Genomic DNA, 17,621 nt, shown 5'->3' with positions numbered 1-17,621 from the left:
TGATCATCGAGAGGTGGAGGCATGGCAAAGCTGATTTACGTGACGAACGTGTCGCTTGACGGCTACATCGAGGACGAACGCGGCGCCATCGACATGTTTCCAATCGACGACGAGGTGTTCGCGTTCCACACCGACCTCGTGCGGTCGGTGGGCACGTTTCTCTACGGGCGGCGACTGTACGAAGCGATGGCCGTCTGGGAGACCGACGCCGCTCTGGCCGCGAAGTCCGACCTCATGGCCGACTTCGCGAACGCCTGGCAGGCGGCGAGCAAGGTCGTCTACTCCGCGAACCTTCCCGCGGCGTCAACTGCCGACACCCGACTCGAACGCCGTTTCGACCCCGCCGCGGTACAAGAACTGAAGTCCACGGCCAGCGGCGATCTTCACGTAGGAGGCGCCAACCTCGCGACGCAGGCATTCAAGGCCGGGCTGGTCGACGAGTGCCAGCTGTTCATCCTTCCCGTTGTCGTCGGCGGGGGCAAGCCAGGGCTGCCGACCGGCATGCGTGAGAACCTCGAGCTCCTCGATGAGCGCCGATTCCGAAACGGCGTCGTACACCTCCGCTACCGCTCTCTCGGGCAGTAAACGACAGCCACCGCGGCGATGAGCGGACATCGCGCGAGCACCACTGCTGAGATCAACGCCCTGGTCAGTGCCCGCTCTGACCTCTACCACCAGATGGCCAGGGTCACCGAATTGCTGGTCGGCGGCCGGCCCGCCGCCGAGGTGCCGGACCGGGCGGCGGCCGCGCTGATTCTCGGGCGACACGGGCAGAGCCTGGCCAGGTTCTACGTGGGATTGCGGGCCGCCGCGATGGTGGCCGAGCAATACCCGCCGGCACCAGTCGTCGCCACCAGGCGCAGCAAGCCGGCCACGACGTGCAGCAGCTTCTTTGCGGGGTGCCCAGCTTCGTCGACCGGGCCGGACCCCAGGGGCGTTCGCGTGCCGGGTGGTGCAGGACCAACTCGACGGACGCATCGATCTCGGCACGGTACGTCGAGTCCGCAGCCAGGAGACCGCCGAGAACCAGGCGGCCCGTACCGATTCGGCGGAGAGTGTCGCAACCAGCAGTGAACCGGCAGCGACGGCCGCTCGGGCGTACCCCGTCTCGACCCGAGACCCTGTGGCGGGGGCGAAGACCGGCAGCGACGCAGCCGGGCAGGTGTCTGCGGTGGAAGCCGTGGAGGCGGGCCTCGACTCGCCCAGCCGGTAGAGGGCCGCCCGACTGGCAGGCTCGTGTAACCAGGTGGCAGCACTGACGCTCGCCGTAAGGCTGACGGCGGATGGGACGGTCCGCCATACCCTGACCCGGTGCTAGCTGCCGAGGCTCCGAAGATCACCGACTGGATGCAGGCATGGGGAAGCTTGGCCGGGCTGGTGATGTCGACCCTCGCCGTTGTCGTCACCGGCCTGCTGCTTCGTCACGAAATCCGGGTCCGTCGGGAAGAGAAGCGGGCCAGCGAATCTGCGCAGGCCCGCCTGGTGATTCCCGTCCTGACCTTCAAGGACGCCTCCGAGACTGAGGGCATCAGGACCTACGGCCCATCGAATCCGGCGTCGGTAACGCTCACCAACCACAGCGCCGCTCCGATCTTCGACGTTCGCATCGATGTCATGTGGAAGAAGACTCACCGTTGGCCGGGCCGCCGCCGAGACTCAGTAGAAACGGTGCTTGCAGGCGGGGCACGACGCTTCACCGTGGTGGAGAAAACCGTGGCGGTGGACTACGAGCTGTCGGCAGTTGCGGCAAGCATCGGGCAGGCAAGGGTCCAGTTCACGGACGCGGCCGGCCTGGTCTGGGAGAGGGTGGGCCTTCAGCCCCCTGTTCCTTACACGCCGCCGGAGAGCCCCATGGGCAGGGCGTTCCGACTGCTTCCCTGGCTGGTCTTCGTGATCTACGTCGTTCTGCCTGCGATCGTCATCACCGCTCTCGTCCTCATCGCCTGGCTCCTGCCGTAGTGGCCTTGACCAGCGGGGCGGGCGGCCCGCGTCCACGGTCTGCTTAGGGATTGCCTCCAGGTAGAGGCTCCGGGCGGAGCAGGGGCCGACAGCCACGAGGCGCATCTGGCCGGCGAAGGTGGGAGCGAGCCTCGTCGGCGTTGGAGACGCGCTCATCCTTGCGCTGTTTTACGTCCGGCAACTACGGGCGGCCCGTAGAGGACTGTCGCTTGCGTCAGCCACGCTGGACCGGTGGCATCGCTGCGCTGTGACTGGCGACCTGGTCCCAGTCGCGGTAGAACGTCCGCGCGCCCGGGTCGAGGTGGATGTAGCGGGCGTGGTTCGTGGTTCCCGTGGAGTCGGCGAGTAGGCCCGAGTACAGGGCGGCGGGGTTCAGGGTTCGAGTACCTGGCGGCCCTGAAGGAGCTGAACGAGAACTAGTATCCGATGCCGTGACGGAGATCATCGAGAGGGTCCTCATCGACGGCGACGCCGAACAGGTGGACGGGTACCTCGGCAACTTCAGGAACACCGCTGTGATCGACTGGCGGGCGGACGACACCGAAGTCGTCCGGGACTTCGGCCGATTCCTCGACGAGGGCGACGAACTGGGATCGGAGCACACCGACGATGGGCTCACCATCACCTACAACGGGATCCCCCACCAAGTGATGCTGCCGGGGACGTTGGCAAACCGGTACGAGACGATCCGTGCCGTCATCCGGATCCTCGCTCCGAAGTACGACGCGCGACTCGTCCGCGACTCGTACTACTCGGACACACACGTGTTCCTCGTACGCCACGCGGCCTGGTGGGCCGAGTTGGACCGCCACCACCCGGAGCGCGCGGCCGAGCTGTTCCAGCCGGTGACGGCGGAGCTGGACTTTCCCTAGCTTCAAAGGGTCACAGCCATTGCAGTAGCGCGGCGATGGTGATGGTGATAGTGGCCTGGTACGAGGTAGCGGTCATGTCGTAGCGGGTGGCGACGCTGCGGCCACTGCTTGAGCCGGTTGAAGCAGCGCTCTACGACGTTGCGCCGCTTGTAGAGCTCCCGGTCGAACATTGGTGGCCGGCCACCGCGGCTGCCCCGCCGACAGCGGCCGGCCTGCTGGTCAGCGCGTTCGGGATCGTGTGCCCGACACCGCGTCGGCGAAGCTCGGCCCGGATCGCTCGGGAGCTGTAGCCCTTGTCAGCGATGACGTGGTCCGGGCGGACCCGAGGTCGGCCAGGTCCCGACCGCCCGACGCGGATCGCAGCCATGACCTGAGTGAAGCGGCGGCTGCAGTCGTTGACGTTGCCGCCGGACAGGACCAAGATCCGTTGAAGACACCGCCTGGCCGCGGTCAAGGGACCTCGGCGTCGGCCCGATCACCATCCGGCCCGGGCCGCGGAGTCTGGTCTCCGACTTCTTCCCGAGCCGCGGGCACCAAGCCGGGTACGCCGAGCAGCTGCTGGGCGGCGCTGGCTCGACAGGCGGCGGGGCCGGGGATGGATGTGACGCCTGGAGCGCCTTCGCCGACCCCGACCACCCCGCCAACCCGCTCAACGACCCGGCGAGCGTACGTTTCCGCGGGCTGCACGCTCGCCAGCGACACCCGCCCCTGAGCAGCCGCGCGCCACTCCCGCAGTAACCAGGCAGGCGATCACCGGGCCGCCTACGAAGCTTCTACTGGCCGGGCCCGTCTCGGACGAGCCCACCGCCGCATCGCCGGGCGCTCCACCAGCGCATACAAGAGCCATGCGACGAGCACACAAGCCAGATAGGCGCCGACGAGGAACGCTATCGCGGCCACGGTACCGAACGGGCGTGACGTGAACATCCCGCCCAGGCCCCACTGGTGGTTGAACGCAGCTTGCAGCGAGAAGAACACGGTGATGTGGACGAGATAGAAGGCATAGGAGATCTCGCCCAGGAAGACCATGCCGCGGGTGTTGAACAGCGTCCGGCGCCCGGCGAGGTCCGCCGCGGCCGCGCCGGTGATCACCAGTGCGAGCGGGATGATGAATACCGCCTGGTATCCCTCCTCGTACAGTTTGAGCGGCAGGGTCGCCACGTACGCCACCACCAGCAGCACCACGATGTACAGCGGCCGCACGCCTCGCCAGCGGCCCGTCATCAGGATCTTGGCCATGATCATTCCGGCCAGGAACTCGAACACCCGCGTGACCGGGAGATAGTAGAGGAACCACAGCTGGGGCCAGGAAAGCGAGCCGGAGACGGGGGTCGACGGACTGTCGGGCAGGAACAGCCGCGAGACCACCGGCATGAGCAGAGCGGCCACGGCCACCAGCCCCGCGTACAGCCACAGTCGGCTGGGCCGGATTCGGTTGACCAGGATCAGGAGGAGCGGGAAGCACAGGTAGAACAGCAACTCGACCGACAGCGTCCACGTCGGTGGGTTTATCGCGAACAGTTGGTAGTTGAAGTCCGGCACCCATGCCTGCAGGAGGGGGAGGCTTACCAACGCTTGGGGCCACGGGACGGCGCGCCCGGCCACAAACATCAGGAGCAGCAGGATGGCATACACCACCAGGTGGCTCGGGAAGATCTTGAAGAACCGCCGCCGGTAGTACTGCTTGACATTGTCGTGCGGCTTGGCCGACCAGGTCAGGATGAAGCCGCTCAGCACGAAGAAGTACATGATACTCAGGGGGCCCAGGTTGCGGGCGAGCGCATTGTAGGCATTCTGGATGCTCTGGTCGGAGAACAGCGGCTGGTACATCGCGTGGTGGAGGTACACCAGGGTCGCGGCCACGGTCCGCAGCGCCGTCAGGGAAGGGAGTCTGGTGCCGGAGGGCGCGGGGAGCACCGTTGCCCTGTCTACCTCTTCTTGCGCTGTCATCGGCGGCTGTCCTTTCGCTCGGCACCGAGGATCCCATGAGTCCCGTGGCGAACGCGTCTTCGGAAATGCGATCATCCGACGCTCAGGGAGGTGTCCCGGGCGGCCGCTCGGCGACGAGTCATGTGGACCGATGCTGGCCGGCGATCCGACAGGCCCGGCACTCGCTGACCCCGCACATCGCCCCGCACCCGCTGGCTCGCGGAGGGTTGAGGCTTTTCAGGAAGTCGGCCTGCATCCGACATTCCCGATTCTCCCGCTCGAGCTCACAAACCGAGTTCGCTCGCTCAACTTCAGCGGCACAGGTAGTCGCGCCGCGACGATCACGTGCGCCGGTTGAGTGCTTTCTGGGGCAACGCGACGCTCGCGGTGACGTTGGGCTGCGGGTGTGACGAGCGTGGGGCTCGACGAGGGCTCGATCCTGCTGCGTCCGAAGTGGTCCGGACCACTGGCAGGAGACGTTCGCGATGCGGAGGAGCGCCTGTGCCTGCTGACTGTGAGCGCGCACTGCACGTTCGGAGTCCACGAAGCCATGCCCGGCGCACCGCCGTCGCCACGCTGACCGGCCGACTCGCGGACGTGTCCTCACAGTCCGGGAGCAGCGCGCTCGTCAGCGGACCATTCCGCGCAAGCAGTTGACCACGGAACGTCATCATGTGATGCGGGCGTGGCCGACGTGAAGGATCACTAGTGCTGCCGCGACGATCTTCCCGATCTGCCGCGAGTCCGCGCCTGCGTAGCGTCTGTGGAGAGCTCAGCTGAACGTGACCGGGCTTCCACGCCGATGAGGCGCAGGCGGGCCGCCTAAGACCGTAGTCCGGCTCGACGACGATGACGTCGGGCGGCTCTTCAGCACCACGAGAAGAATGGCCGGCGATCCCTCGACTGCCCCGCACACACGCAGACCTGCGTTTCCGGGCCGTAGGGCGTCGGGCATACCCATCGGCGCTGCCCGAACTCACTGACTGCCTGGAGAAACCGCGTGCTGCCGCGAGGGGCGTGCACCGGTTGCCGTTGCATCGAATGCCGCGACGGTGGCTGTTCTGAATTGGCCGTGCGGAAGCGGCGCTAGCGCATCCGCGTCCGGGTGAGTTCCCGCACGGCAACCGTCGGCAGCAGGATCGAGATGCCGCCGTGGCTACGTAGCATGGACATGTCGCGCCACACCCGCTCAAGGCGCTCGCCGTGCCGGATCGAACTTGCGCCGGCTGTCGGCATCAGGTAGTTCGCCACCGCGTCCCAGCACAGTTGGATCACGTGGCGACAGATTGCCGAGAGCCGCAGGTCCAGTTCCCTGGTGACCGCTGCGGGACCGCTGGAGCTAGCGTCGTGCCATTGTTTGACAGCGTTCAGCAATGCGGCCTCCGCGGTACCTATGATCCCGACAGCGTCGCCATACCAGAGCTGGTAGTCGGGATCGTTATGACGCCGCACGATTGGCGGCACCAGGGTCGATCGACTCCGCAGGAGGCCCTCGTAGATGTCAAGCGCTCCCTGCGCGATGCCCACGGCCAGGGCCGCGTTACACAGATTCGTGAAGGAGAGCGGCCCGCCGCCGTACTCCGGATTGCCGTGCAGGTCCCGGCCTGGCGTGCCCGCTGAGACGTCGGCCTCCATGATCTGCACACCGGGGAGGGCAAGGTGGTCGGGGACGTAGGCGTTTTCCATGGTGATGCTGTGCGACCCACTGCCTCGCAGGCCCAACTGCTGGCCCCAGTCGTGCAACCGCGTCCACTGGCTGCGCGGCGCGACGAAGAACAAGGGCGTCGGAGGCGCCCCGTCGTCCCCAGAGATCAGGGCATGTCCCAGGAAATGGGTTCCATAAGGAGCCCCGGAACAGTAAGGCCACTTGCCACTGATCGTCCAGCCGCCGTCCGCGGCTGGCACAGCCGATCCACTGGGGACGGCGGTGCCGGGGCAGATGAAGTCGCCGACACCGAACACTTCCGATTGAGCCTGCTCACCGAACATCGTGGCCACAATGTGCGTGTGCATGGCCCCGAGGGTGTACATCCAGCCGGTCGACGGGCATCCGCGCAGCAGGGTCGTGGAGACGCGCACGAAGGTCTCGAGGCCGAACTCGTACCCGCCGTAACGACGGGGCTGCAGAATTCGGTAGAAGCCGTTGCGTGCGAATTTCTCGTGGATGTCCTCGGCGTAGAAGCTGCGTTCCTCGACCTCTGCCTGGCGGTCGATGAGTTCGGGGACCATTGCCTCGGCTCGCGCCACGACCTGCTCTGCGGTGAGGTCAGGCTCGGCCGGCGCAGGGAAGTCGTGTTCGGCGGTGTTGCTGATTCGTGTCACGGTGCACGATCCTTCCGGCTGCTGACGGTTCTCCCGGTCAGATGTAGGGCGTGTTGGAGTCCAGTCCGCAGACGATCCGTTTCGCCGAGATGGAACTGATACCGCTTCGATGGCCTCGTAGAGTATTCCAAGCCCTCAGCCCTGCCACGTCTTTCAGATTGCTGATACCTCGATGAGGTACGCGGGCCACAGCGCAGTCTTGAAGGCGTAATCGATCGGCGTCGGCGGTACGTTCCATGAATGAGGTCTGGTCTGCGAACTAGTGGACGGAGATGAGGCGGCATGGGTTCCAGGTCCATCCAGGAGCAGTTCGCCAGGCAAGTAGCCCAGACGCCCGACGCGCCGGCGGTGTCCGGGGGCGGTGTGCGGCTGACCTATCGGCAGCTCGATGAGCACGCCAACCATCTGGCGCATCAGTTGATCAGCCTCGGCGTCCGGCCCGGAGAGCCGGTCGCGGTACTGATCACGCGGTCACCTGAGCTGGTCGTGGCGACCCTGGGCGTACTCAAGGCCGGTGCGGTCTACATGCCGTTGCACAACGCCCATCCGTTGGAGGCCAAGCAGCGGTTCATGGACAACGCCGGTCGGCCGGTGCTGCTGACCGACGAGGAAGCCCGCCGCGCGGGCCTACCGGTCAGCAAGCGGACGGTTCTCGTCGACTCAGCCTCCGCGCAGCAGGAACGGTCGGCCGTCGGCTCGAACATCGACGCACGACCCGACGACCTGGCGTCCATCATCCACACCTCGGGGTCGGAGGGCTTGCCGCGCGGCGTCTGCGTGACACACCGGGGCGTGCTGAGCGTCGCCCTGGACTCGTGCTGGGACACCAGCAGCCAGGACCGAGTGCTCATGGTGGCGCCGTACGCAGCCGCGGTGTCGACCTACGAGCTCTGGGTTCCGCTGCTGCGTGGTGGTCACCTGGTCCTCGCGCCGCCCGGTCGCCTGGATCTCGGCACTCTCCGGCGTCTGATCCGGGACAACGAGATCACCGCCGTCCAGCTCACCAGCGGCCTGTTCCGGGTGCTCGCCGACAAGGCGCCGGACTGCCTTGCCACCGTTGGTGAGGTCTCGACCGGTGGCGATGTGATCTCACCGAGCGCCGTCGAGCGGGTGCTGAAGGCGTGCCCTGGCATCACGGTGCGTCCGACCTACGGGGCGAGCGAGGTTACGTTGTTCGCCACGACCACGACGGTGACCGCGCCGTACGTTCCCTCGACGAGGGTGCCGGTCGGCCGCCCGATGGACGACGTCGAGCTGTATGTGCTCGACGAGCGGCTCCGACCGGTCGGCACCGGCCAAGTCGGGGAGCTGTACATCGCGGGTGATCGCCTGGCGCGCGGCTACCTGGGCCGACCAGGCCTGACCGCCGAGCGCTTCGTGGCGAACCGGTTCAGCGGTCCCGGGAGGCGGATGTACCGGTCCGGCGACCTGGTCCGCTGGACCACCGACGACATGATCGAGTTTGTCGGTCGAGCGAACGACCAGGTGAAGATCCGCGGATTCAGGGTCGGGATCGCCGAGGTCGAAGCAGCCCTCACCACCTACCCGGAGATCTCCGAGGCGCTCGTCGTGGCGCGGCAGGACGAGGACGGCCACCACTCCCTTGTCGGGTATGTCGTTGGCGGGACTGACGCGGTGGACCTCACCGCGCTCCGGAAGCATGCGGAAAAGGTGCTGCCCGACTACATGATCCCCGCCGCGTTCGTCGTGCTCGATTCACTCCCGCTCACGCCCAATGGCAAGGTGGACCGTCGGGCGTTGCCCGAACCGGTGCTCGCCGGCTCGTCGACCTACCAGTCCCCCAGCACCGCACAGCAGGAAACCCTGTGCTCCGCCTTCGCCAACGCCCTGGGCGTGGCAGAGGTGGGAGTCAACGACAGCTTCTTCGAACTCGGTGGGCAGTCGCTGAGCGGGATCCGGCTGATTCAGACCGTCAACGAGGCACTCGGCGTGGAGCTCACGCTCGATCACCTGTTTGAGTTTCCCACGGTCACCGAACTCGACCAGTACCTCCTGGAACAGGCGGAACCAGTTGATAGGAGCCAGGATGAGCCCAACTAAGATCACAGGCGTCGACGCGACCGAGACGCTCCCGCTGTCGCTCAATCATGAGTTTGTCGACGCATTTGATCACGGCAGTGACGACGGGCCATTCGGTTTCCGGTACCACGTGGTGGATGCGTGGCGGGTGACGGGCGGGCCGATCGACGTCGCTGCCCTCCGCGACGCTCTGCAAGACGTCGTCAAGCGCCACGAGGCGCTCCGGACGCGGATCGTCGGCGCGGCGGGGAAGCGGCACCAGGAGATCTCGCCACCTGGTCCGGTGAGCGTAGAGATCCGCGACTTTCCGGAGACGCCTGAGGCATCGCGCGCGGCGCGGGCCGAGGCGCTGCGGCGGGAAGTCGAAAAGGAAACGATGGGGGCGGACGAGACGCCCGCCCTGCGTGCCGTGCTGGGCAGGTTCGACGACCAGGACGCGGTCTTGGCGCTGATGATCCATCACATTGTCTCCGACGGAATGTCCATGGAGGTGGTCATCCGAGACTTGGCCAACCGGTACGCCGCGAGGACAGGTCACACCGTCCCGGACCTGCCGAAAGCACCGCAGTACCGCGAATTCTCTGACTGGCAGCTCACCGGGGCCGGTGCGGGCACTGAAACGGCGCGGGAATACTGGCGCCGCAAGCTGGACGGCGCTCTTTTCACGGCGCTCCCCACGGACATCCCGCGTTCCGCGAACCTTCCCGAGTCGACCGCGGCCCATCGCTTCCTGATACCGAACGAGGTAATCTCGAACATCGACCAGATGGCCAGAAAATACCGCACCACGCGGTTCATGGCACTGGTCGCGATGTACCAGCTGCTCGTGCATCGGCTGACCGGCGCCACTGACGTAGTCATCGCGACGTTCACCCCGGGGCGTGGCGGGCAGCTGTTCGAGGACACCGTCGGCCCGATCTTCAACTTCCTGCCACTTCGCACTGACATTGCCGGATGCACGTCATTCGGAGAATTGCTCGGAAGGACCCGACGCACCTGCCTCGAAGCATTCTCGCACGAGATCCCGACCCTTCACATATTCGGGCAGGCCCCGGAGCTGATGCGGCCCGCCGCGTCCGACACCGCGGCCGCGGCCGTGTTTCAGGCCCTTCCCGATCAGAAGCAGTACGTCGAGGCACCAGGAGATCTGAGGTATTCCCGGATACCGCGGATGATGGGCCCACAGTCGCAGAAGTCCTCTGTGCCTGACGGTGCACTGTGGACTTTGATCAGGGAGCCGTCGGGCGACGCTTCCGGCTGCCTTGACTACAAGCGAAACCTGTTCCGCGAGGAGACCATCGTCTCGATGGCCGCGAACTTCGAAGAGATAGCACGGAAGTTCAGCTCCTCGCCCGATGCGTCGCTGGGGCTGACCTGACGCTGATCGCGCACACGGCCGCCGAGCGCGCAGGTCTGCCGATGCCGGGCAGGCCTGCGCGCTCATTCACGCCGTGACCAGAAGCAACCCGCAAACGTAATCACCCTGCCCTGACGGTCTGGAAACGGCGCGGACGACGCGTCCGTATCCGCTCGGCGACAATGGAAGGAATGTCATGACCAACCCATTCGAAGACGAGAACGCCAGCTACCTGGTGCTGGTCAACGACGAGAACCAGCACTCGCTGTGGCCGGCAGACATCGAGGTGCCCGAAGGCTGGCGAACCGTGGTTGATGCCAGTTCCCGCCAGGAGTGCCTGGCGTACGTGGAGGAGAACTGGACGGACATGCGCCCGACCAGCCTCGTCAACGGCCACTGAAGCGGCCGGCCTGACATCCGCGCGACGCTCGACATGCCGTGGGCGCTGTCGTCGGCCCGCAACGAACTGCACGGCAGGCTCCGCTGCATGGGCGAACGCTCCAACGCACTCGGGCCTCGGCAAGTCGTCAGGTGATGCCGAGTAGTGCCATTGGGCGGGTGTTGTCGCGGGCGTGGTGGCGGTTGCGGCGGCGATGTTGGTGATGCCGGTGCTGCGGCGTGCGCTGATCGCGCGCGGCCGTGGCCGAGACGGCGGGCCGTTGACAACGTCAGCTCATGCTTCGACGCGCTGTCTACCCACAAGGGTCAGCGGGGCGGCGTGTGCCTGTCCGTCGGGCTGCCACGACAAGGCCCCCGGCGCCGGTACGCAGCGGTTGATCCTCGATCCCGGTCACAACGCAACCTTCGAACGCAGGCGGTGTGCTGGCGGTGATCGCGGACCTGCGGGTCGTCGACGTGTCGGGCTGACGTGGGAAGGGCCTTCAGGTACGAGCACGGATGACGAGGCCTCTGCCCGTACATCTGAAGGCCCAACCATGTCGTTGCACCCTGTTGCCGGTCATGGCGCAGCCACCGTCGCCGCCCGCCGGGCGAACACCTGCACGGCTCGCCCTCGCCAGTACCCGTCGGACATCAGCGACGCGCAATGGCAGATCATGGCCGGCCATATCCCGGTCGGCGGTACGGTCGACGGCCGTGGCGGCGGCCCGGGGTCCAGCGCCTACCACTACTTCCGCGCACCTGGATCGCCGACGGCACCCTGACCCGGCTGCACGACGGCCTGCGCGAGCAGATTCGCCACGCCGAAGGTCGTCATGCCGAGCCGTCGGCAGCGATCCTGGACTCCCAGTCGGTGCGCGCGGCCGAGGCCATCCAAGCTCCCCGCCCGTGCGCTCCCCCTCCGGCGCCCCGGGAGTCACCAGGTCACGGGCAGTTCGTACACACCGTAGACGGCCGCCTCGCGCGCGAAGCGGATCTGGTCCAGATCGACGGCCAGCCGCATGTCCGGAATCCGGCGCAGCAGCGTCTCGAGGACGATCTCCATCTGAATCTTGACCACGTGCTGCCCGAGACACCGGTGCAGTCCATGACCGAACGACACGTTGCCGGAGTTGCTCCGGCGCAAGTCGAGCGAATCGGGGTCCTCGAACCACTGCGGATCGAAGTTCGCCGTCGGCAGGTAGACCAGCACGGCCTCGCCGGTCTTGATCTTCTGCCCCCCGATCTCGGTGTCGCCGATGGCGACCCTGGGCAGTCCGGTGTGGAAGTTGGTGCTGTAGCGAAGCAGTTCCCCCAGACCGCTGGCGATCAGACTCGGGTTGTCGCGCAGCAACGCCAGTTGGTCCGGGTTGAAGAACAGGGCGGCCAGGCCGAGGGAGACCCCGTGCACCGCCGGTTCGTACCCGGCGACGATCATCACCCGGGTCATGGCGATGATGTCGTCCCGGGTGAGCTCACCGTTCGCCTCCTGCTGCGTGATGAGGCGGCTGAGCAGGTCACCGCCGGGATTCGCGGCCTTGGCCTCGAGGATTCCGGTGATGAAACTGGTCAGCTCGTCGCTCGCGACATCGAGCTTGTCCTGGCCGACGTAGTGGTCGGCAAACGTCGAGGCGACCCGCTGGAAGAAGTCCTCCTCGTACGGAATGTCCAGGACCAGGCACATCACCTGCGCCGCGAGCGGCTCGGCCAGTTCACCGACCAGGTCGGCGGGCGGCGACTTCGCCAGCATCTCGTCCACCAGCCGGTCGACTATCTGCTGGATCTGCGGCCGCCACCGGGCCGCCGGGCGCTGCGTGAAGTCGGCGTTGACCATGGCGCGCTGCCGGGTGTGTTCGGGCGGATCCATCCGGGCGAACGTCGGGTTGTTGTCCGTCAGCGTCTCCGACCCGCGACTCAACAGCGGGAAGCCCGGCCTGCGGTTGTCCGCGCTGAGCCGCTCGTCCGCGAGCGCGGCACGGACGTCGTCCCGCCGGGTGACGAACCAGGCCTTGCTGCCGTCCCACATGTTCACCTGGCTGACTGGACTCTGGTCGCGGAGCATCTGATACTTGACCGGCGGGTGGAACGGTGACTTGCCGTCGCGCTCGGCACGGTAGTCGAAGATGTCGGTCACGTCGGTTCCTCTGCCCTCGCTCATGCCCAACTCCATTCGCTCGCTTTTGCGTCAACGGAAAAGCGTCGCCGCACATCGGCTCGCACCGATCAGCGTGGTCGCCGGCGCCTTTCGTCCGCATCTCCGCGCTTGCGGGCGGCCCGTCGACGGCACAGCCCTCGAGCACGCGGTAACGACCTTCTTCGTCGGCCTGCAGGGGCCGGCGCGAGCGGATTCCTGCGGACACCGTGGCCGCCGACCTGCTCGCCGCAGTACGGGTCGTGTCGGCCGGCCAGTCGGTGCGCGCCAGCGGTCACCTGCCGACTCGTCGAGCACGTCGCTGCCCCCGCACCCCACACAGACGACTCCGGGGCTGTCGGTGCTGACGCTGCGCGACCGCGAGGTGCTCACACTGATCGCCCGTGGACTGTCCGGCAGCGAGATCGCCCAGACGCTCGTGCTGTCGGAGGGCAGCGTCCAGACCCACATGAACGCATCCTCGCCAGCAGGTCATGCCCGAACCGAAGCCGGGCTCTTGGGGTAGGTGCTCCCACGGGATCGGGGTGTAGACCACGAGCTGGATCCCGCACAACACCTTGCGGTCGTCGAGCGCCTTCGGCCGGTGTAGCGGCGCCGCCGTGGTGGTCGGGGTGGCAGCAGCGCGATCTCGGCCCACAGGTCGTCCGAGACGATCCACGGCGGCTGCTCACCCCTCCTCACATGGAGAGAAGACGGTTGTCGCGTCCCGAGGACACGCCCAACATCGTTTCGTCAGGAGCCGCGGCATCCCTTGCCCCCGCCGGTGCCAGATCGACTTCTTGGCGATGGTGCCTCGCTGGAAGCTACGGCTGGGCCATAAGGGCCCGCTGCGGTTCCGCACCGGGTCACCGGCCGAGCTTCTCCTGGCCGTCCCGGCCTCGGTGCTGCTGGGCGTGACCAGTCGTGTCGACGCGTAGCTACTCTGGACGCGGCGGCGAGGGGGTACTGGGGCATGGATGACGTAGGCCGTACCGTCCACGCCGGAGACGCCCCGTCCGGTTTCCGCGGCGGTCGCCCGGGTGGCCGGCCCGTCCGGCCGGTCGCCGCTGTGCTCACCGCGGCCCTTGTCGGGCTGGCCTCGACGGCCACCTGGTACATCGAGCGGCGGTCCGATTCGCTGGAGCAGCAGCAGCGCCAGGAGGAGCGGGCCCGGTTCGAACGGGCGTGCAACGACCCGATCTCCGCCGCGGCCATGGTGATCAACATGCCGTCCTTCGCGAGCCGTTGCCCGGTGGGGCTGCGGCACCTGCTGTCGATACCGGCCGACGAGGTCCGCCCGGGCCCGGCGATGGTCGACGCCTACCTGGACCGGCTGTTCGTCCTGCTCGGCGCCCAGGTCCCCGGCGGAGATGTCGGGCCGTACCTCAGCGCGCTGCACCGCGACGACGACCACGCCGCCGCCCTGCGTGTGGCGAACCGGGCCGTCCGGTCCTGCCGGGCGGTGCTGCCGACCGGCCCGCCCACGCCCACGCCGGAGGCTTCCGGGCCACCGGCGGGCCTCTGGGACGACTCGCAGCACATCGAGGTGCGCCCGCAGCGCTCGACGGTACGGGTGAGCGGCGCGCCGGGCGGCGTCACGGTGATCGACGTCCGGGTGGTCGAGACGACCCCGTCCTGCCTGACCCGGCCACCGGAGGAGGTGCCGGTGCCGCGGTACATCGGCACCACCGCCCTGAGCCTGGCCTTCAGCACCGGCACCGGTCCGAGCGGGCAGCGGGTGTGGCTGCTCGACCGTATCGAGGCCTGCCCGGTGCGTCCGGACCCGCTGGCCTCGGCCCCGATCGTCGACACCGACTCGATGCTTCGCCACAGATCGATCCGGGCGAGCGCGACCGACTCCCTCTTCGCCTACGCCGGGAGCACCTGCCCATCGCCGCCCCGCTCGCGGTGAGCCGCCCCCGGCCGCACCAAGCACAGCACCGGCGCATCGCCGACGATCACCTCAGAAGTCAATCAGGTACTCGCCCCACACCTCGACGGCCGGCTTCGGTTCCCAGGGATAGACGGAGGACCGACACTCGGCGATGGACGTACGGGAGTACTCCATCTCCTCGGTGAAGCCGTAGACGGTCTCCCCGTCGGCGCACCGCGCCACCGCTCTGTGCAAGCCGTGCCTCCTCGTACAGGAGGTCATCGAGCTGTAGACGAAGCCCTGGTGCGTGAAGACGTCGAGGTAGCAGCCGTCGGGTGGGGTCGTCGTGAATTCGGGGGCGGCCTGAGCGGGCTGGGCGATGGCCACGGTGCCGACCACCAGCGCTGCGGTCAGTGTCGATGACAGTATGCGTCCCACAGGGTTTCCTTCCTCGTCCGGATCGACGACAGTGACGGGAAAGCGCTTTCCATCAACCTAGGGCAATTAATCCACGCTCGTCAATAGAGAGTCTTCGTGGTCGGCCGTGTCGGTCGATGTGTGGGCGGCGCGGCGGTGGTCGCGCAGGATCTTGAAGCACTTCATGCGCCCGACGCGACGGAGTAGGCCGCACCGGAGGCGGACACCGGGTCGGGCCAGTGCGTGATCGACCTGCGCTCGGACGGTGCGGTGTTGCTTGTTCAGGTCGGCCAGGCCCCGACGCCGGGTGACAGCGGCAGCGGCAGCTCGACGGCGTCGCCCGCCCCGACCCGTCACCGACCGCCGGGTGCCCGCCCCAGAGCCCGCGCCGCGTTGTCGGTGGCCACCTGCCGGGCATAGTCAGCGCCCCGGTGTGCCACCGTGGCGGACGGAGCGTCGGTGCCCATCGGGAACGGCCAGTCGCTGCCGAGCACCAGCTGGTCCGCGCCGAAGACCGACACCGCCAGGTCGACCACCTGCGGGTCGTGGGCCAGATTGTCGACGTAGAGGGTGCGCACCGCCTCGGCCGGGGTGGGCGACAGCACCGGTACGCCCGGTCGCGTGGTGGTGTGACCGCGCTCCCAGCGCCCGACCACCGCCGGCACGCAACCGCCACAGTGCACCAGCACGAACCGGATCCCCGGGTGCCCGCCGAGCACCCCGCCGAAGACGAGCTGGGCCACTGCCACCGTCGTCTCGACCGGGTTGCCCAGCAGGTTGGCCAGGTAGTAGGGCTCCAGACGGGGGTCCGCCGAGTGCGCGGGGTGCAGTTGCACGGTGCGCCGGTCCGCGTCGAGACGCTGCCACAGGGAATGCAGCGGCGGACCGTCGAGCGGCCCGGCGTCTCCACCGGCGGCGCCCACCACCCCGGCCCAGCGGTCGTCGGCGGCGATCCGGTCGTACTCGGCGAGGGCCACTTCGGGATGTTCGAACGGCAGGTACGCCAGCGGGGTGAGCCGGGGCCGGTCGGCGACCACGGCGAGCAGGCCGTCGTTGACCGCACGGACCCACGCCGCCGCCTCCGGCCCGGACAGCCGCTGGCGGTAGAAGGGCGGCGGGACGCTGACGATCGCCTCGTCCAGCCCTGCCTGGTCCAGGTGGTTCTCGAGCCGGTCCGGGTGGTACAGGTCGGGCGGGCCGACCCGTTTGCCGCCGAGAACGGCGGCGCCGTCACCGTCGACCACGACCCCTGGCAGGTTGGCCGGGCGCAGGTCGGGGGCGAGGTGGGCGTGCATGTCGATGCCAGGCAACGGGGCTTCCTAACGGTTGACCCGACCGGCGGTCACGACGGGACGCGCCGACGGTACGGGATGGTGGCTGGCGTCGCCGCTCACCCGGCGGCGGACGGTCCGTCGGGGCAGAGGTGCCCCGACGGTTGGATGGATGGCGGCGCCACTACCGGCTGACGCGGTGACGCCGGCGGTCAGCTCCCGGTACGCGGGCGTCCCGGTGCCCGGGTGGCAGGCACCGCTGCGGCGTCGGTGTTCATCTTGCCGATCACCCGGTCTGCCGCATTCTGGATGTGGACCTGTACGGCGGCCACCGCCGCCGCCACGTCCCCCGCCGCGCACGCGTCGAGGATGGCCCGGTGCTCGCGGACCCGCTCCTCGTTCTGCCCCGTCGGGGTGACCGTCGCGAACCGGTACCGCTCGCTGTTCTCCCAGACCGGTTCCAGGCCGCGCAGCAGCCAACGCGATCCGGCCGCCCGGTAGATGGTGAAGTGGAACTCGGTGTGTGCCCGGCGGGCAGCCGTGGCGTCGCCGCGCGCGGACGCGGCGATGTGCTCGTCGAGTGCCGCCTCGGCCCGCCGGGCGTCCTGGGCGGTGAACCGGGTCGCCGCCCGCTCGATCAGTGCCGTCTCCATGGCGATCCGGGTCTCATGGGTGTCGACCGCGTCCTCCACGGTCAGCGGCATGACCCAGGCACCCTTGTGCTGGACCACCTCGACCAGGCCGAGCGCGGCCAACCGCCGGATCGACTCGCGGACCGGGCTCATGCTCATGCCGAGCAGGTCGGCCATCTCGTTGAGGCGCAGCGGGGTGCCGGCCGCCAGCCGGCCGGTGAGGATCGCCTCGTGCAGGACCGCGGTCGCCGAGTCGGCGAGGGTGCGGTGCTGTCTGTCGGCTCCACCGGCACCGGCCCGGCCGTCGTCGTCGTTGGCGTCGCTCAGGACGGATCGACGATGCGTTGTTACCACGGTTTGCCTCCGGATAGAGCCGCTGGTGGATGCCGTGCTCGTCCCGTTCTCGCAGGACATGATCCATGTTCATGGGGTGCTCGGGT

The 17,621-nt window shown here is 68.0% G+C and carries 15 protein-coding genes and 2 pseudogenes; 9 read left to right on the top strand and 8 right to left on the bottom strand.

Annotated features, from left to right (window positions below):
- Positions 1-21: 21 nt before the first annotated feature.
- From AB0883_RS20955 to AB0883_RS20945, 3 genes are all read left to right on the top strand, one after another.
- Positions 22-585 (top strand): dihydrofolate reductase family protein, encoded by a 564-nt coding sequence (locus AB0883_RS20955; protein WP_366642832.1) that lies wholly within the window; start codon positions 22-24, stop codon positions 583-585.
- A 726-nt stretch (positions 586-1,311) separates the two neighbouring features.
- Positions 1,312-1,959 carry a hypothetical protein gene (locus AB0883_RS20950; RefSeq protein ID WP_366642831.1) on the top strand — a complete coding sequence of 216 codons (648 nt, stop codon included), beginning with the start codon at positions 1,312-1,314 and terminating at the stop codon, positions 1,957-1,959.
- Between the two features lie 431 nt (positions 1,960-2,390).
- Entirely contained in the window at positions 2,391-2,831 is a 441-nt protein-coding gene (locus AB0883_RS20945) for a hypothetical protein (protein ID WP_366642830.1), read from the top strand.
- 10 nt (positions 2,832-2,841) lie between these two features.
- On the opposite strand, the pseudogene AB0883_RS20940 reads toward AB0883_RS20945, so the two are convergent.
- From AB0883_RS20940 to AB0883_RS20930, 3 genes and pseudogenes are all read right to left on the bottom strand, one after another.
- Positions 2,842-3,246: pseudogene (locus AB0883_RS20940) on the bottom strand (transposase); the annotation flags it as partial.
- A 347-nt stretch (positions 3,247-3,593) separates the two neighbouring features.
- Positions 3,594-4,781, bottom strand: coding sequence for an acyltransferase (locus AB0883_RS20935; RefSeq protein ID WP_366642829.1), 1,188 nt, complete (start codon positions 4,779-4,781; stop codon positions 3,594-3,596).
- Positions 4,782-5,846: 1,065 nt separating this feature from the next.
- Positions 5,847-7,082, bottom strand: a complete 1,236-nt coding sequence (locus AB0883_RS20930) for an acyl-CoA dehydrogenase family protein (RefSeq protein ID WP_366642828.1) — start codon at positions 7,080-7,082, stop codon at positions 5,847-5,849.
- A 282-nt stretch (positions 7,083-7,364) separates the two neighbouring features.
- Between AB0883_RS20930 and AB0883_RS20925 the strand changes: the two genes are divergently transcribed.
- The 3 genes from AB0883_RS20925 to AB0883_RS20915 all read left to right on the top strand — a co-directional run bounded on the left by AB0883_RS20925 (position 7,365) and on the right by AB0883_RS20915 (position 10,879).
- The gene (locus AB0883_RS20925) at positions 7,365-9,143 is read left to right on the top strand and encodes a non-ribosomal peptide synthetase (RefSeq protein ID WP_366642827.1); all 1,779 of its coding nucleotides are present in this window, start codon (positions 7,365-7,367) and stop codon (positions 9,141-9,143) included.
- On the top strand, positions 9,130-10,500 hold the full coding sequence (locus AB0883_RS20920) for a condensation domain-containing protein (RefSeq protein WP_366642826.1): 1,371 nt from the start codon (positions 9,130-9,132) through the stop codon (positions 10,498-10,500). Before AB0883_RS20925 ends, AB0883_RS20920 begins: the two co-directional genes overlap by 14 nt.
- A gap of 175 nt (positions 10,501-10,675) precedes the next feature.
- A complete protein-coding gene (locus tag AB0883_RS20915; protein WP_366642825.1) occupies positions 10,676-10,879 on the top strand; it encodes an MbtH family protein in 204 nt (67 codons plus the stop codon).
- Between the two features lie 915 nt (positions 10,880-11,794).
- Here AB0883_RS20915 and AB0883_RS20910 read toward each other — a convergent pair.
- Positions 11,795-13,015, bottom strand: coding sequence for a cytochrome P450 (locus AB0883_RS20910; protein ID WP_366642824.1), 1,221 nt, complete (start codon positions 13,013-13,015; stop codon positions 11,795-11,797).
- On the opposite strand from AB0883_RS20910, the gene AB0883_RS20905 reads away from it, so the two are divergent.
- Positions 12,981-13,514: a helix-turn-helix transcriptional regulator gene (locus AB0883_RS20905; protein WP_366642823.1), complete on the top strand. Its 534-nt coding sequence runs from the start codon at positions 12,981-12,983 to the stop codon at positions 13,512-13,514. The genes AB0883_RS20910 and AB0883_RS20905 overlap by 35 nt on opposite strands.
- Here the strand turns inward: AB0883_RS20905 and AB0883_RS20900 are convergent.
- Positions 13,470-13,663: pseudogene (locus AB0883_RS20900) on the bottom strand (transposase); the annotation flags it as partial. The gene AB0883_RS20905 and the pseudogene AB0883_RS20900 overlap by 45 nt on opposite strands.
- Before the next feature lie 131 nt (positions 13,664-13,794).
- Between AB0883_RS20900 and AB0883_RS20895 the strand changes: the two are divergent.
- Together AB0883_RS20895 and AB0883_RS20890 are read left to right on the top strand one after the other, a co-directional pair.
- A complete protein-coding gene (locus AB0883_RS20895; protein WP_366642822.1) occupies positions 13,795-13,926 on the top strand; it encodes a hypothetical protein in 132 nt (43 codons plus the stop codon).
- A 35-nt stretch (positions 13,927-13,961) separates the two neighbouring features.
- Positions 13,962-14,900 (top strand): hypothetical protein, encoded by a 939-nt coding sequence (locus AB0883_RS20890; RefSeq protein WP_366642821.1) that lies wholly within the window; start codon positions 13,962-13,964, stop codon positions 14,898-14,900.
- A gap of 51 nt (positions 14,901-14,951) precedes the next feature.
- Here AB0883_RS20890 and AB0883_RS20885 read toward each other — a convergent pair whose 3' ends face one another.
- The 3 genes from AB0883_RS20885 to AB0883_RS20875 form a co-directional block, all read right to left on the bottom strand.
- Positions 14,952-15,299, bottom strand: a complete 348-nt coding sequence (locus tag AB0883_RS20885; protein WP_366642820.1) for a hypothetical protein — start codon at positions 15,297-15,299, stop codon at positions 14,952-14,954.
- Between the two features lie 332 nt (positions 15,300-15,631).
- Positions 15,632-16,588, bottom strand: coding sequence for an amidohydrolase family protein (locus AB0883_RS20880; RefSeq protein WP_366642819.1), 957 nt, complete (start codon positions 16,586-16,588; stop codon positions 15,632-15,634).
- Between the two features lie 173 nt (positions 16,589-16,761).
- On the bottom strand, positions 16,762-17,535 hold the full coding sequence (locus tag AB0883_RS20875; protein ID WP_366642818.1) for a GntR family transcriptional regulator: 774 nt from the start codon (positions 17,533-17,535) through the stop codon (positions 16,762-16,764).
- Positions 17,536-17,621: the final 86 nt, after the last annotated feature.

Origin of the sequence: Micromonospora sp. NPDC047812 (assembly GCF_040704175.1) — a bacterium.
In the GTDB taxonomy this organism is placed as follows: domain Bacteria; phylum Actinomycetota; class Actinomycetes; order Mycobacteriales; family Micromonosporaceae; genus Micromonospora.
Note: the sequence above shows the minus strand (reverse complement) of the source record. Positions and strands in the feature narration are given on the sequence as shown.

Coding starts and splice junctions, on each gene's coding strand:
- AB0883_RS20915 (WP_366642825.1), top strand. CDS start 10,676: ATGACCAACCCATTCGAAGACGAGAACGCCAGCTACCTGGTGCTGGTC.
- AB0883_RS20910 (WP_366642824.1), bottom strand. CDS start 13,015: ATGAGCGAGGGCAGAGGAACCGACGTGACCGACATCTTCGACTACCGT.
- AB0883_RS20890 (WP_366642821.1), top strand. CDS start 13,962: ATGGATGACGTAGGCCGTACCGTCCACGCCGGAGACGCCCCGTCCGGT.
- AB0883_RS20955 (WP_366642832.1), top strand. CDS start 22: ATGGCAAAGCTGATTTACGTGACGAACGTGTCGCTTGACGGCTACATC.
- AB0883_RS20935 (WP_366642829.1), bottom strand. CDS start 4,781: ATGACAGCGCAAGAAGAGGTAGACAGGGCAACGGTGCTCCCCGCGCCC.
- AB0883_RS20905 (WP_366642823.1), top strand. CDS start 12,981: ATGTCGGTCACGTCGGTTCCTCTGCCCTCGCTCATGCCCAACTCCATT.
- AB0883_RS20895 (WP_366642822.1), top strand. CDS start 13,795: ATGGTGCCTCGCTGGAAGCTACGGCTGGGCCATAAGGGCCCGCTGCGG.
- AB0883_RS20920 (WP_366642826.1), top strand. CDS start 9,130: ATGAGCCCAACTAAGATCACAGGCGTCGACGCGACCGAGACGCTCCCG.
- AB0883_RS20925 (WP_366642827.1), top strand. CDS start 7,365: ATGGGTTCCAGGTCCATCCAGGAGCAGTTCGCCAGGCAAGTAGCCCAG.